At 63.5% G+C, this 14032-nt stretch carries 12 protein-coding genes and 1 pseudogene; 7 read left to right on the top strand and 6 right to left on the bottom strand.

The genetic code is table 11. The features are described from left to right. Positions 1–71 precede the first annotated feature (71 nt). Both B7E02_RS13345 and B7E02_RS13335 read right to left on the bottom strand, forming a co-directional pair. On the bottom strand, positions 72–608 hold the full coding sequence (locus B7E02_RS13345; RefSeq protein ID WP_080796746.1) for an acetyl-CoA acetyltransferase: 537 nt from the start codon (positions 606–608) through the stop codon (positions 72–74). A 318-nt stretch (positions 609–926) separates the two neighbouring features. Further along, the gene (locus tag B7E02_RS13335) at positions 927–2300 is read right to left on the bottom strand and encodes a dipeptidase (protein WP_080796745.1); all 1374 of its coding nucleotides are present in this window, start codon (positions 2298–2300) and stop codon (positions 927–929) included. Positions 2301–2611: 311 nt separating this feature from the next. On the opposite strand from B7E02_RS13335, the gene groL reads away from it, so the two are divergent. From groL to B7E02_RS13320, 7 genes are all read left to right on the top strand, one after another. Then, positions 2612–4255: a chaperonin GroEL gene (groL, locus tag B7E02_RS13330; RefSeq protein ID WP_080796744.1), complete on the top strand. Its 1644-nt coding sequence runs from the start codon at positions 2612–2614 to the stop codon at positions 4253–4255. A gap of 475 nt (positions 4256–4730) precedes the next feature. Then, positions 4731–4901: a PorH family porin gene (locus B7E02_RS14430; RefSeq protein ID WP_179129732.1), complete on the top strand. Its 171-nt coding sequence runs from the start codon at positions 4731–4733 to the stop codon at positions 4899–4901. 47 nt (positions 4902–4948) lie between these two features. Further along, a complete protein-coding gene (locus tag B7E02_RS14525; RefSeq protein WP_218672393.1) occupies positions 4949–5071 on the top strand; it encodes a porin in 123 nt (40 codons plus the stop codon). A 320-nt stretch (positions 5072–5391) separates the two neighbouring features. Further along, positions 5392–5565 carry a PorH family porin gene (locus B7E02_RS14425; RefSeq protein WP_179129731.1) on the top strand — a complete coding sequence of 58 codons (174 nt, stop codon included), beginning with the start codon at positions 5392–5394 and terminating at the stop codon, positions 5563–5565. 73 nt (positions 5566–5638) lie between these two features. Then, the gene (locus B7E02_RS14420; protein WP_179129730.1) at positions 5639–5764 is read left to right on the top strand and encodes a PorA family porin; all 126 of its coding nucleotides are present in this window, start codon (positions 5639–5641) and stop codon (positions 5762–5764) included. 143 nt (positions 5765–5907) lie between these two features. Continuing rightward, entirely contained in the window at positions 5908–6807 is a 900-nt protein-coding gene (gene ppk2, locus B7E02_RS13325; protein WP_080796743.1) for a polyphosphate kinase 2, read from the top strand. A gap of 179 nt (positions 6808–6986) precedes the next feature. Further along, positions 6987–8147, top strand: coding sequence for an HNH endonuclease signature motif containing protein (locus B7E02_RS13320; RefSeq protein ID WP_080796742.1), 1161 nt, complete (start codon positions 6987–6989; stop codon positions 8145–8147). Here the strand turns inward: B7E02_RS13320 and B7E02_RS13315 are convergent. The 4 genes and pseudogenes from B7E02_RS13315 to B7E02_RS13300 form a co-directional block, all read right to left on the bottom strand. After that, a pseudogene (locus B7E02_RS13315) lies at positions 8144–9119 on the bottom strand (IS481 family transposase). The gene B7E02_RS13320 and the pseudogene B7E02_RS13315 sit on opposite strands and share 4 nt — an antisense overlap. Positions 9120–9213: 94 nt before the next feature. After that, entirely contained in the window at positions 9214–9714 is a 501-nt protein-coding gene (locus B7E02_RS14830; RefSeq protein ID WP_218672379.1) for an IS5 family transposase, read from the bottom strand. Continuing rightward, positions 9698–10093: an IS5 family transposase gene (locus B7E02_RS14825; RefSeq protein WP_080795378.1), complete on the bottom strand. Its 396-nt coding sequence runs from the start codon at positions 10091–10093 to the stop codon at positions 9698–9700. The genes B7E02_RS14830 and B7E02_RS14825 overlap by 17 nt, the downstream gene beginning before the upstream one ends. A gap of 46 nt (positions 10094–10139) precedes the next feature. Then, positions 10140–14027: a Pls/PosA family non-ribosomal peptide synthetase gene (locus B7E02_RS13300; RefSeq protein WP_080796741.1), complete on the bottom strand. Its 3888-nt coding sequence runs from the start codon at positions 14025–14027 to the stop codon at positions 10140–10142. Positions 14028–14032: the final 5 nt, after the last annotated feature.

Below are 14032 nucleotides of genomic sequence, written 5' to 3'. Positions count from 1 at the left end.
ACGGGGATGCCTGTGGCACCCCCGTGGCTTACCCCTTGTTATGTACTTTTAGGAGCTTGCTATCCGAGCCTCTACCCGTAGATCAGGTGGGCGGCGGAGCTCATGGCCGCGGCGGCCGACTGCTCGGTGGTTCCGCCGAAGCCCATGGCCCAGGCGTGCCGGTTGTTGTTCCCGGCGTAGATGAAGGTGACGGTGGCCTCGAAGATGTCGAACTGGTGGAACTCGAGGATCTCGATCCGGCGTCCCGCGTCCGCCAGCAGGTTGGTGCAGGCGGAGATCGGGCCGGTGGCGGTGATCTCGGTGCTGTCGGTGTTCCGCTCGGAACCGGTGGTGGAAATCATGGCAGCGGTGAAGTGGAACATGCCGCCGCGGCGGGCGGTGGATTCCAGCTGGGCGATGCGCAGGTTGCCGGTGGGTGCATAGGTGTTGGCGAAGGTGCGCCATTCCATGCCGCGGGCCTCTTCGCGCAGGCCACGGGGCAGCTGGTGTCCGAACCGGGCGCGGAAGGGATCGTCGGCGTAGATCCGCGGCTCGGACTGGATGGGGGCGGGGGTTCCGGTGCGGAACTCGGTGATGGTGGAACGACGGTTGCGGGTGGAGATAGACATTGACACGGTCCTTTGCGTCGGGCGGAATGAGCGGATCTCTTTAGTGAAAAAAGATGTGCTGTGAAAGATCCTGTTAGGTGGAGGACCGACTCTTAAGCTTTACGGTGGTGATTAACGACTACTCCCCTGATGCGGGGAGTCAGTCCTAAGATCCCGCAGCAGGGTACGTAGCCTCGGCTACTCGCTTAAGGTCAATGGTTTTAGTCACGAGGCTCATAGTAACCACCGTCACATGGACGATCAAGCCATGTCACGAACATAAAAAGCCAGTACCTCCATTCGGGGGTACTGGTGCGAATGTCGCCAACGGCGCGGTGCCTAACCCGGGTAGTTGAGCAGGAACAATGCCTCCGCTGTGGCGATGTCCCTGATCTCATGCGGATCTACTGATTCATCCGCGGAGTGGATCACCGACAGCGGTTCCTCGACCCCGTAGAGGGCCAGTTCGGCTGCGGGGTTGAGCTCGGTCAGCTCGGTGCACAGCGGAATGGAGCCGCCGCTGCCGGTGGTGACGGTGGGGCGGTCGCCGTAGGCCGCCGACAGGCACTCCGCGAGCGCGGACAGTGCGGGGCCGGTGACATCGGTGGAGAAGGGCTGGTTGATGTCGTCGACGACGACACTGACCTTAGCGCCCCAGGGCGCATGATCGATCAGATGCTGCTTGAGCTTCGCTGCAACATCGTTGGAGTCCAGTCCCGAGGGCACCCGCAGGTTCAGCTTCGCCGAGGCGGTGGCCGGGACCGCGTTGAGGGCCTCGGCAACCGGGGTCGAGGTGAAGCCGGTGACCGTGACCGCCGGACGCGCCCAGAGCAGGGTACCGGGATTCTCGCCCGCGCCCATTATCTCCACGCCGTCGAGAATGCCGGCATCCGTGCGGAAGGCCTGCGGGTCATAGGGTGCACCCTCCCAGACGGCGGAGGAATCCACGCCGTCGATGGTGGTGCGCCCGTGCTCATCCCGCAGCGAATCGAGGATGCGCACCAGGGAAGCGACCGCGTCGGGTGCGGCCCCGCCGTACTGTCCGGAATGCACGGCGGCGTGGAGGGTGTTTACGGTGACGGTGATCTGGCCGCCGCCACGCAGGGTGGTGGTCAGCGTCGGCGTGCCCGCGGCGGTGTTCCCGCTGTCGGCGATGAGGAGGACATCGGCGTCGAAAAGCTCGGGTTGCTCATGGATCAGGGCGTTGAGGGCGCTTCCGCCCATCTCCTCGGACCCCTCGACGACGTAGATGAGGTTCAGCGGGGTGCCGCCCGCGGCGTCGACGGCACGCAGGGCGGCCAGGTGCATGACCAGGTTTCCCTTGCAGTCAGCCGCACCGCGACCGTACCAGCGCACGCCGTGCTCGGTCTCGCGCTCGGTCAGGGTGAAGGGATCGGCGCTCCACAACGAGGGATCGCCGGCCGGGACCACGTCGAAATGGCTGTAGAGCAGTACCGTCGGGGCGTCGGGGGAGCCCGTCCTGGTGCCGATGAAGTTGGTGGTGCCGTCACCGGCGGGGTGCTCGGTCACGGTGAGGCCGGCATCGGTCAGTGCCCCGCGCACCCAGCCGGCGGCGCCGGTGTAGGCGTCGATCAGCGAGGGGTCGCTGTGCACCGAATTGAAGGAGACGATCTGCCTGAGCTGCGTGAAGATCTGATCACGCTGGCCCTCGATGTGATTTTTGATGTCCTGGGCATTGCGTGGTTGAGTCATGCCTGTCCACCTTATATATATATCGGTGAAACATTGTGAACCCGCCGTGAATTCTCCCTGAACTGTTAGCCGCTGGCGAACATGGTCTGGGAAAGCCCAGGTGAACCTGAAAGCAACGGCCCCCACATCTTGCACTCTCATGCTCCGACTGCTAAAACGGACTTAGCACTTAACTCGTATGAGTGCCAATAAATGATCATGAAACTGCTTGGCGGGTGAGGTTGGTCCACACTCACTAACCGTGCCGTCGCGGGCGCCTGCCGGGTGGAAGACGTGAGTGTCGTCCTGTAATCAATGAGGAGCACAAACACATGGCAAAGATCATCGCCTTTGATGAGGAAGCACGCCGTGGCCTTGAAAAGGGTCTAAACGTCCTGGCTGACGCCGTCAAGGTCACCCTCGGCCCCAAGGGTCGCAACGTTGTCCTGGAGAAGTCCTGGGGCGCACCGACGATCACCAACGATGGCGTGACCATCGCCCGTGAGATCGAGCTGGAGGACCCGTACGAGAAGATCGGCGCAGAGCTGGTCAAGGAAGTAGCCAAGAAGACCGACGATGTCGCCGGTGACGGCACCACCACCGCCACCGTGCTCGCACAGGCACTGGTCAAGGAGGGCCTGCGCAACGTTGCCGCGGGTTCCAACCCGATGGGCATCAAGCGCGGCATCGAGAAGGCCGTGGCCAAGGTCACCGAGCAGCTGCTCGATTCCGCCAAGGAGGTCGAGACCGAGGAGCAGATCGCCGCTACCGCAGGTATCTCGGCCGCCGATCCGGCCATCGGCAAGCAGATCGCCAAGGCGATGTACGCCGTGGGCGGCGGAAAGCTGAACAAGGATTCCGTCATCACCGTCGAGGAGTCCAACACCTTCGGCGTTGAGCTCGAGGTCACCGAGGGTATGCGCTTTGACAAGGGCTACATCTCCGGCTACTTCGCCACCGACGCCGAGCGCCTGGAGGCCGTCCTCGAGGATCCCTACATCCTCCTGGTCTCCGGCAAGATCTCCAACATCAAGGACCTGCTTCCGCTGCTGGAGAAGATCATGCAGTCCGGCAAGCCCCTGCTGATCATCGCCGAGGACGTCGAGGGCGAGGCCCTGTCCACGCTGGTGGTCAACAAGATCCGTGGCACCTTCAAGTCCGTGGCGGTCAAGGCCCCCGGCTTCGGTGACCGTCGTAAGGCGCAGCTGCAGGACATCGCCATCCTCACCGGTGGCCAGGTCATCTCCGAGGAGGTCGGGCTCTCGCTCGAGACCGCCGATCTTCCGCTGCTCGGCCAGGCACGCAAGGTTGTCGTGACCAAGGATGACACCACCATCGTCGATGGTGCGGGTTCCCAGGAGCAGATCGAGGGGCGTGTCAACCAGATCCGCGTCGAAATCGAGAACTCCGACTCCGACTACGACCGTGAGAAGCTCAACGAGCGTCTGGCCAAGCTGGCCGGCGGCGTTGCAGTGCTCAAGGTCGGTGCCGCCACCGAGGTTGAGCTCAAGGAGCGCAAGCACCGTATCGAGGATGCAGTGCGCAACGCAAAGGCAGCCGTTGAAGAGGGCATCGTCGCCGGCGGTGGCGTCGCTCTCACCCACGCCGCGCATGTCCTCGAGGGTGACCTCGAGCTCAGTGGCGACGAGGCAACCGGCGTCCGCATCGTGCGCGAGGCGCTCAACGCACCGCTGAAGCAGATCGCCGCCAACGCGGGCCTGGAGCCCGGCGTCGTCGCCGACAAGGTCTCCCAGCTGCCCGCAGGCCAGGGCCTGAACGCCGCAACGGGCGAGTACGTCAACCTCCTCGAGGCCGGCATCAACGATCCGGTGAAGGTGACCCGTTCCGCTCTGCAGAACGCGGCATCCATCGCAGCTCTGTTCCTGACCACCGAGGCAGTCGTTGCCGACAAGCCCCAGCCCGCAGCACCGGCAGTCCCGGGCGCTGACGAGATGGGCGGAATGGGCGGATTCTAGGCCCCGTTCCACACCTTATATATAGACGTCCCCTGCACCCTCCACGGTGGGTGCAGGGGACGTTTGCATGCTTATCGACGCCCGCGTCCATGCGCACCTGCCGCGCCGCCGGGTGCGGAAGGTGTAAGAATCAGGGCAAATACCCCCGAATTGGTGTATGCGTCGCTCGGTCTGACCGTGATCCTGGCTCTAATCGACGACTGAGTCATTCTTGTTACGCGAAGGTCACAAACTTCCACAAAAATTATTGTAGAAATTCTCCTGCCTGAGAATAACCCCTGTTCAGGGTCCTTCATTTCGCCTTAAAAATTTTGCGCGGGCAATAAACCGACGTCTCATGCGAGCTGAGAGATGTTTGGCTTTCCTGTTGACGGGCGCTGAAAGTATGGTTCAATATTGTAGTGACGTCCTGAGGACGTCAGCAATTGGAAACCTTCACCAGCCCCTTTGCTGGTCCTCTCAAGGAGAAATCAATATGGATCTTTCCCTCATCCAGAGCACCCTCGCTGACTTCGCCACCTTCGGCACCAACATTGGCAAGGCACTCGGTGGCATTCCCAAGCTGCTGCTCGAGATCGTTTCATTCGTCAAGGATGCCAAGGGTGACGTCGCACTCACCAGCAGCAACCTTGGTTCTTCCAAGTAGTTTCTGAATCCCCCGCCTTTCTCATACTTTTCTCATAAGGAGTAAAAATGGAATTTCTCAATGACTGGTCCACCCTGTCCTCCACCGGAATCGTCGAGGCCGTCTTCACCCTGCTCGAAAGCGCAGGCAAGTGGGCCGACGCCGTTGCCAAGCTGCTGAAGCTGGTCTAATTCAGTCGCTGCCCTTGAGGCATCAACTGTGAATGCTCCCTCCCTTCTCGGGCGGGGGCTTTTTGCGTTGTAGTCCCCCGTGTTTCTTGATGTTTTTCAGTCCAGGAGGCCTGGGCTGGGTGCCGTTGCTTGACTACCGTTAGGTTGACCAATATCGTTAGAAGGACAGGTATCGATCCTGTTCCGCACCCGTCACGGCTGATCCCTAGGTGGAGGTGCGGAGAACTCTTGAGTACCGATGCGGTGGCGTGCCTAGGGGACGTCAGCAATCGAAAACAATCGCCAGCCCCCTTTGCTGGTCCTTTCAAGGAGATATCAATATGGATCTTTCCCTCATCCAGAGCGCCTTCGCTGACTTCGCCACCTTCGGCTCCAATATCGGCACCGCAGTCCAGGGTATTCCCGGTCTGCTCAAGGAGATTGTCGAGTTCGTCAGTGGCGCCAAGGGTGGCCTCGAGGTCACCAGCACCGCTTTCAAGGCTTTCTCTTCCTAAGGGCAAGGCGTCCTGACGGCCTGGCTGTCACCCTGCTTGATCCTCCCATCACATCTTTTACCAAGGAGTAACTATGAACGATTTCCTCGAAAACTGGACCGCACTTTCCAACGAAGGCATCATCGGAAGCATCTTCGATCTGCTGGGTTCCGCTGCTGATTGGGCCGACGCCGTCGCAGAGCTGTTGGGTCTGGTCTAGATCCGCTTCTGGCCCTCGCGGTAGGTGATGGTGAATGCCCTCGCCCCTATGGGTGGGGGCATTTCCTATGCAGTTTCGCATCTCGCGCTAGGAACTGTGCTCTTAGCGCGCCTGAAGCAGGCAACGTGAGTAGAATCCACTTCATGGCTGATACCACTGAGAATGATCTCCCCGTCATCGACCTCGCTCAAATTGAAGGTTACGTTGTCGATGATTCCGATGAGGATGATCCGGTACTTCTGCGCCCGGACGGTACCCCGATTGAGACCTGGCGCGAAACCTACCCCTACGATGAGCGCATCTCCCGTGATGAATACGAGAAGATCAAGCGCGCTCTCCAGATCGAGTTGCTGAAATGGCAGAACTGGACCAAGGAGACGGGTCAGCGTCACATCATCCTCTTCGAGGGTCGCGATGCAGCGGGTAAGGGTGGCACCATCAAGCGCTTCAACGAGCACCTCAACCCCCGTGGTGCCCGCACCGTCGCGCTGGAGAAGCCGAGTCCGCGTGAGTCCACCTCCTGGTACTTCCAACGCTATATCGAGCACTTCCCGGCGGCCGGTGAGATCGTCTTCTTCGATCGCTCCTGGTACAACCGCTCCGGCGTGGAGCGGGTCATGGGATTCTGCACCGAATCGCAGCATGCGGAGTTCCTCCGTGAGGTTCCGATGCTGGAGAACATGCTTCTGGGTTCGGGAATCTCGCTGACCAAGTTCTGGTTCTCGGTCACCAGAAAGGAGCAGCGGACCCGCTTCGCGATCCGCCAGGTGGACCCGGTGCGCCAGTGGAAGCTCTCCCCGATGGACCTGGCATCCCTGGACAAGTGGGATGACTACACCCGCGCCAAAGAGGAGCAGTTCCGCTACACCGACACCGATGAGTCCCCGTGGATCACCATCAAGTCGAATGACAAGAAGCGCGCACGCATCAACGCCATGCGCTATGTGCTGTCGAAGTTTGACTACACCGACAAGGACTACGAGCTGGTGGGTACGCCGGATTCGCGGATCGTGCTCCGCGGCCGCGACCAGATCGGTGATTAATCGCAGCTGAGCACAATAGGCCCCCGGGCGCGCCGGGGGTCTATTGTTTTGCCCGGATTCTGTGGATAACTACGCCCCGTGAGTAGGTTGTCCACAGCCCCGCCTCCGCGCGCTGTTGTAGATCAGGTGTTCGACTTAGCATTGACCGTGACTCCTTCTACACGGAAAGGCTACCGAGGATGACGAACACCGTGTTCTACTCCCATCAGGATCCGGACAACCCGGAATCCGCCAACAACTTCGAATTCACCATGCTCATCCACCAGCGCTGGGCCATGCTCCTGGTCAACAGGGACAGCCAGGACGCGGACTCGCTGATCGTGGAACTCAAACGCATCACCGGCCAGTCCCCCCACTCCATCAGGCAAGCCGTCACCGCCATGGAGGCCATGGACAACCTGCCCCGGCTGCGGCTCGTGCAGGAGAATCACTACTTCCTGTCCATCGCCTTCCTGGCGCGGATCATGGAGGCGGTCGCACAGGCGGACCCCGCTCATTGGGAGATTCTCGATGCCCGCCTGGTCGATCGCCTCACCCCCCGAAGCCGTGGGGAGCTTCTCCCCGAGGCGGGCGTCATCGCCCGCTTGATCACCATGTGGATTAAGGAGCTCGAGCCGGGCACGGTCACGCGCCGTACCCGCGGATCCGGAACGGAGGAGTTTCTGAGCTTCCGCCACGAGGATGGTTTCACCGAGATTCGGGGACTGCTCTCCGGGGTCGAGGGCAGGCGATTCCACTCCGCACTGGAAAAAATCAGCAAGGGGAAGAAGAGTCTGGTCGAGGCTCTCCGGGAGTTTCTTGACACCAGGGCGCCGATCAGGGTCGTGCAGTACGTCTACACCCCGTTGACAGGCGGGGTTTCCTGGATGCCGCAGGTGGGGTACCTGAGTCGGCAGGATTCACAGCGGCTCGGCGGCATGGTGGAAAGGACCGTTCCCCTCGATGAGGTGGCCACCAGGATCGAGAGTGGCTACACCCCGAGTCCGGTGCTGAGGGCCTATGTCATCGCCAGGGACGCAACCTGCAGGCACCCGGGCTGCACGGTGTCGGCGGATCTGTGCGACATCGACCATGTGATTCCCTTCCAGCAGGGCGGCCCCACAGTCGCGTGGAATCTCCAGGCGTTGTGCCGGCACCACCACAACATGAAATCCGACGGCCGGTTCCGTGCGACGATGGACTGCCTCGGTGACGTCAGGTGGATCGGGCCCTGCAACGTCGAGATGAGCAGCAGGGCCCAGGGGCCGCTGGCACAGGAGATGCCGACGGGCCGCTGGGGGCAGACGATGCGGGCGCGGATGGACCGGCGGTTCGCCGTGATCCGCGCCGGCGCCATCTAGGTGTACTGACCTCGACCGTTGTTGATTCGGTCGATGGGGGTCTTGCCTCCGATGCCGAGGTGGGCTCTGTCTAGATTGTAGTAGTCGAGCCAGGTCGTCAAGCCGGCGGTTCGGTCCTCGTTGGAGGTCCAGGGTCTCGCATAGGCCCACTCGGTCGCGATGGTGCGGTTTTAGTCTCTCGACTTTCCCGTTCGTCCAGGGGCAGTGGGGTTTGATGAACTTCTGCCCGATGCCGTGCGCGTTGATCACGTCCCGGAATGCGGTCGAGTGGCGGTAGGCGAACGCGTTGTCACTGATCACCCGTTCGACCGTGACCCCGAGGGCTGCGTAGAACGCGATCGCGCGTTCGAGAACCCCGGCCGCTGTCGTGCCTTTCTCGTCGTCATGGATCTCCGCGTAGGCGAGACGGGAGTGGTCGTCGATGACGGTGTGGACGTAGTCGTAGCCGAGGCCGCGCTTGCGTTTCGGGCGTTCGCCGCGGCCGTGCAGACGCCACCCGCCGCCATCAGGGATGCGGCCGAGTTTCTTCACATCGATGTGGATCAGTAAGCCTGGATGGTCGTGCTCGTAGCGTCGCGCGGATCGGCGGGTCGCGCGGATCACGGCCCCGGTGACTGGGTCCAGCTCCCGTAGCAGCGGGACGTGGTGGCGGCGCAGCACACGCCCCACCGTTGAGGCATGCAGGCCGAGCTTGCCCGCGATGAACACCGGACCGCGACGTGTGAGGTGACGCATGATCCGCACCCGCGTCTCCACACACACGCCCGTGCGATGCGGGTGCGAGCGGGCCACGCTCGAACGATCCTGCAAACCTGCCGGGCCGTGTTCCCGGAACCGGCGCCACCACCGCCACGCCGTCGTGCGCGAGATACCCATTTCCGCCGCGACATGCGCGACCGCACGACCCGACTGGATGCGCTGGACCATGATCAACCTGCCAGCCGGAGTCAGCCGGGCATTAACGTGGGACACGAGAGACCTCCGTGGGATCGAGTTGAGAACCTAGACAGCTCCAACTCGACTACGGAGGTCTCTCCTACGTCAACAACGCTCCGGGTCAGTACATCTAGGGCGTGTCTTGTAAAAGGTTGAGCCACGCGATCACTCCGTTGAGGACAACTGCGGCCCGGTACACGATCGCGAGCTTGTCATACCGAGTCGCGAGTCCTCGCCACTGTTTCAACCGGCAATAGCCACGCTCGATCACGTTCCTTCCCCGATACTTCTCCGCATCAAACTTCGCAGGCCTGCCACCCTGCATGCCGCGCCGCTTCCGATGCCCCTGCTGATCACGAGGTTCGGGGATCACCGCTTCGATGCCACGCCTGCGCAAGTACGCCCGGTTCGCCCGCGAGGAGTACGCCTTGTCGCAGAGCGCGGCATCGGGCCTGGTGCGACGGCCGACCCGCACTTGTTCCATGAGCGGGATGAACATCGGCGAGTCACCATCTTGTCCCGCTGAGCAAATCGTCACCAGCGGCAGGCCGCGCCCATCGACGAGCTGATGTGTTTTCGTTGACAAGCCGCCCCGAGAACGGCCGACTGCGTGGTCAGGCGGCTCGGTCAGCGGATTCTTGTAATTCGATATAGCCCTTTTTTACGCGTTTGGTGTTGGTCGCGTGCTGATGCGCACGAGCGATCGTGGAATCCACCGATACCGACCAGTCGAGCAGGCCCTGGTGGTCTGCGTACTCGTGCAGACGCGCTTGCGCCCGATCCCAGACACCATCGTCGGCCATGCGCCTATGCCACGCCCAGACCGTTTGCCAAGGCCCGAAAGCATCAGGAAGGTCTCGCCACGCGATCCCGCATCGATACCGGTAAATGATCCCCTCGACCATCAGTCGGGCGTCGGCGAACGGGCGGCCCTTCTTGCCCGTGGGACCAGGCAACAAATCAGCAATCAGTGTCCATTGGTCGTCTGAGAGGAGCTGGAATCGAGACATACCTCCACGATCTCAGCTCCCACAGAATTCATTTGCAAGACACGCCCTAGGTGCTGAGCCAGGGTTCGATGGGGTTTCCCTGCCACCTGGTATGGGCCGGAACGCGATCGCCGCGCATGACCAGGGAACCTGGTCCGATGGTGGCGGAGGCGTCGATAAGCGCTGCCGGAAGTGCCACACTGTGGTCCCCGAGCGTGGCGCCGGCGGCGATGGTCACCGTGTCCAGGCTCATCACGCGATCCTGGAAGAGGTGGGTCTGAACCACCGTGCCGGCACCGACCGTGGCACCGGCCCCGACCCGGCAGAGATCGGTCTCCGGGAACCAGTAGCTCTCGATCCACGCCCCGCGGCCGATTTTCGCGCCAAGCGCCCGCAACCCCAGGTTGATCCACCCGGTGCCGAGATTGGGCACGAGGTACCAGGGGCCGGCAACGGACTCGACGAAGGCATCCTGAAGCTCATTGAGCCACACGAACCAGGACCAGAGGGGATGGTCGCCGGGCCGGTGCTTGCCGACGCACACCCACTTCACCACGACGGTCAGCAGCATGGCCGCGGCGCCCACGGCCATGAGGACGAAACCGCCGAGCAGCCAGGCGAACCACAGGCCGACCGACACCGTGAGATACTGCAGGATGATCAGCGTCAGGGCAGCCAGCACCCCGGAGGACATGGGTGCGAGCAGACGTGCGGTCTCCACCAGTCCACGGGCGATCTTGACTCCCACGCCCGGGTTGTAGGTCTTGGCCTCACCCTCATCGACCTCTATGGTCACCCGGCGCATCCGCTCCGGCGGCGAGCCCCACCAGTTGGAGCTGGCCTTCGCCTTCTTCGGGGTCGAGGACAGCACCGCAACCAGGGAGTTCTTGCCCAACTTGCGCTCGGGTCCGGCGATACCTGAGTTTCCGAGGAAGGACCGCTTACCGATCCGCGTCTCACCGGTCAGCAGCCAGCCGTTGCCCAGTTCGTATCCGCCGATCAGGGTGTCATCGGCCAGGAAGGCGCCCTCGCGGATGTCGGCGAGCTTGGGCACCATCACGGCCGTTGAGATCTCCACATCCTTACCGATCCTCGCCCCCAGGCTGCGCAGCCACAGCGGGGTCAGCTGCGAGGCGTAGAGCGGGAAGAGGTAAGTCCTGGCATCGTCCATGAGTCGTTCGATCGCCCAGACCTGCCAACCGAGCCTGGAGCGAACCGGGGTGATCGCGCCCCGGACACCGATGCTGAGCAGGCGCACGAGGATCCAGATCGACACCATGTAGGTGGCGAAGGCGAGCAGCGCGCCCAGCGGGGAGAACAGGAGCACCGCCCACACGATCGGCAGGGTGGTCAGGTGGGACAGCCACAGCGTCAGGGCCGCACCCGCGCCGAGAGCGGCCAGCGGCAGCAGCGACAGGATGATCGACGTCGCCCCGAAGATGGGCACCCAGCGCGAACGACGCGGCGGATGTGCATCGGGGAAACGGTGCTTGGCACGACCCACCTTCTGGGCAGGGGAACCCGCCCAGCGTGAACCCGGCTTGATGTTCCTGTCGCCGGTGACGGTGGAACCGGGCTGCAGGTGGGCGCCGTCACCGATCCTCGTGCCCGGCATGAGGGTGGACCGGGCGCCGACGCGGGCGCTCTTGCCGATCTCGATTCCCCCCAGGTGCAGGATGTCCCCGTCGAGCCAGTAGCCGCGCAGATCTACCTCCTGCTCGATGGAACAGTGGTCACCCAGCCTGAGCATGCCGGTCACCGGTGGCAGGGAGTGCAGATCCACGCCCTTGCCCATGGTCACCCCGAGTGCGCGGGCGTAGTAGTTCACCCAGGTCGCCCCGGAGATGTTACGTGATCCCGAGGCGTCGGCGAGCCTCTCCGCGGCCCAGACGCGCAGATGCGTCGAACCGCCCCGCGGGTAGTCTCCGGCCGTGATTCCGGCGGTTATCAGACGCGCACCCCAACCGCCGATGGGGAGGCGGCCCAGGGGGGTGGCGAAGATCAGGACCATCGCCATGACCAGCCACCAGCTGATCGGCCGGGCCCAGTCGAAGCCCAGCGATGCCAGAATGTTGTTGCCAAGGGCCAGCCACGCGATCCACTGTGCGGCCTGCAGCGTCATGATCGGAATCTGGATCAGTGACTGGACGATCCGGGTCCCGGCGGACACCGGGGTGACATCCCTGCTGACCACCGGGGTGGAGTCGGTCAGGGAGACTCCCGTCTCGGAGGCGATGTGTTCCACGCGTTCGGCCAGCTTCTCCAGGCGCGGGTGATCATAGAGGTCGCGCACCGCTACGGAGGGGACCTTCTCGCGGATCCTGCCCACCAGGGTGGCGGCGGCCAGCGAGGTGCCGCCGAGGGAGAAGAAATCTGAGTCGCGGCTGGTCACGGATGTGCCGAGCACATCGACCCACATCGACGCGATCCAGGCCTCGGTGTCGCTTAGGCCCTCGGCCTCGACGGTGGTTCCGGGCAGCGGCCAGGGCAGGGACTTCTTGTCCACCTTGCCGGAGGTGGTCACGGGCAGGTCATCCATGACGTGGATCCGGGGCACGAGGGCCGCGGGCATCGAGTCACTCAGACGGGCGGCCGCCTGATCATGATCGAAACCCTGCTCCGGATCCTCCAGTGACACATAGGCGACAAGGACCTTCTGATCGGCGCCAGTCGTCTGCACCACCACGGCGGAGGAGCGGACGTTGGGAAGGGCGGCAACGCCGGCATCGACCTCGCCGAGCTCGATGCGGCGGCCGCCGATCTTGACCTGGTCGTCGACACGCCCGACGAAGTAGAGTCCGTCCTCCTCGAGACGGACGTGGTCGCCGGATCGGTAGGCGCGGTGCCAGCCGACGCTGGGCAGCGGCGCGTACTTCTCACGGTCCTTCTCCGGATCGAGGTAGCGGGCCAGGCCGACGCCGCCGATGACGAGTTCGCCGACCTCACCGATGGCCACGGGGTCGCCTGCGGCATCGACGACAACGAGGTCCCAGCCATCCAACGGCAGGCCGATGCCCACCGGTCTGCCCGGGTAGAGCCTGGTTGCGCAGGCGACGACGGTCGCCTCGGTGGGGCCGTAGGTGTTCCACACCTCGCGGTCATCGGTGGACAGCCGCTCGACGAGTTCCTGTGAGCAGGCCTCGCCACCGACGATGAGCAGGCGCACCTGCGCCAGCGCCTCCGCGGGCCAGAGTCCGGCGAGGGTGGGAACCGTCGAGACCACGGAGATGTCGCGTCGGATCAGCCAGGGGCCGAGATCCATGCCGGAGCGGACGAGCGAGCGCGGAGCGGGAACGAGGCAGGCGCCGTGTCCCCAGGCCAGCCACATTTCCTCACAGGAGGCGTCGAAGGCGACCGAGAGCCCGGCGAGCACGCGGTCCTCGGGGCCGAGCGGACCCTGGGGATGGTCGACCAGAAACTTCCGTGCCTCGGAATCGACGAAGGCGGCGGCCGAGCGGTGCGAGACCGCCACGCCCTTGGGCTTTCCCGTGGATCCAGAGGTGAAGATGATCCAGGCGGTGTCGTTGAGCCGCGGTGCGCGGATGTCGCCGCCCGGTGTGGCCCTGATCATGTGGAAGCCGTGGGCGTCGAAAAGCGCGTTGATGCCCGCCTCCCCGAAGACCATCTCGGCGCGTTCCTCGGGGTCGTCGGCGTCGACGGGGACATAGGCCGCCCCCGCGGCCAGGGTTGCCAAAATGGCGATGTAGAGGTCGCGGCTGCCGGAGGGCATGCGGATGCCGACGCGGTCACCGCGCCGGATTCCCTGCCCGTGCATTGAATCGGCGAGGTTTTCAACCTCGTCGATCAGTTCCGAGTAGGTCAGGATCTGGCCGTCGTCGATGGCGGCGGCTTCGGGGTGGGTGGAGGCTACCTCCACGAGGATGTCCCACAAGGTGCGCTTCGGCGGTGCCTGGGCCGCCCTGAGGAACTGGGAGGGAACATTGGTCAGTGCCACGGTGA

The sequence above is a fragment of the Corynebacterium pacaense genome (assembly GCF_900169525.1).
Taxonomy (GTDB): Bacteria; Actinomycetota; Actinomycetes; order Mycobacteriales; family Mycobacteriaceae; genus Corynebacterium; species Corynebacterium pacaense.
The sequence above is the reverse complement of the archived record's forward strand: the minus strand, read 5'-3'. Positions and strand labels throughout refer to the sequence as shown.

What these genes read in the sequence shown, in the direction of transcription:
- B7E02_RS13345 (WP_080796746.1), bottom strand. Translation starts at nt 608, where the DNA reads ATGTCTATCTCCACCCGCAACCGTCGTTCCACCATCACCGAGTTCCGC.
- B7E02_RS13335 (WP_080796745.1), bottom strand. Translation starts at nt 2,300, where the DNA reads ATGACTCAACCACGCAATGCCCAGGACATCAAAAATCACATCGAGGGC.
- groL (WP_080796744.1), top strand. Translation starts at nt 2,612, where the DNA reads ATGGCAAAGATCATCGCCTTTGATGAGGAAGCACGCCGTGGCCTTGAA.
- B7E02_RS14430 (WP_179129732.1), top strand. Translation starts at nt 4,731, where the DNA reads ATGGATCTTTCCCTCATCCAGAGCACCCTCGCTGACTTCGCCACCTTC.
- B7E02_RS14525 (WP_218672393.1), top strand. Translation starts at nt 4,949, where the DNA reads ATGGAATTTCTCAATGACTGGTCCACCCTGTCCTCCACCGGAATCGTC.
- B7E02_RS14425 (WP_179129731.1), top strand. Translation starts at nt 5,392, where the DNA reads ATGGATCTTTCCCTCATCCAGAGCGCCTTCGCTGACTTCGCCACCTTC.
- B7E02_RS14420 (WP_179129730.1), top strand. Translation starts at nt 5,639, where the DNA reads ATGAACGATTTCCTCGAAAACTGGACCGCACTTTCCAACGAAGGCATC.
- ppk2 (WP_080796743.1), top strand. Translation starts at nt 5,908, where the DNA reads ATGGCTGATACCACTGAGAATGATCTCCCCGTCATCGACCTCGCTCAA.
- B7E02_RS13320 (WP_080796742.1), top strand. Translation starts at nt 6,987, where the DNA reads ATGACGAACACCGTGTTCTACTCCCATCAGGATCCGGACAACCCGGAA.
- B7E02_RS14825 (WP_080795378.1), bottom strand. Translation starts at nt 10,093, where the DNA reads ATGTCTCGATTCCAGCTCCTCTCAGACGACCAATGGACACTGATTGCT.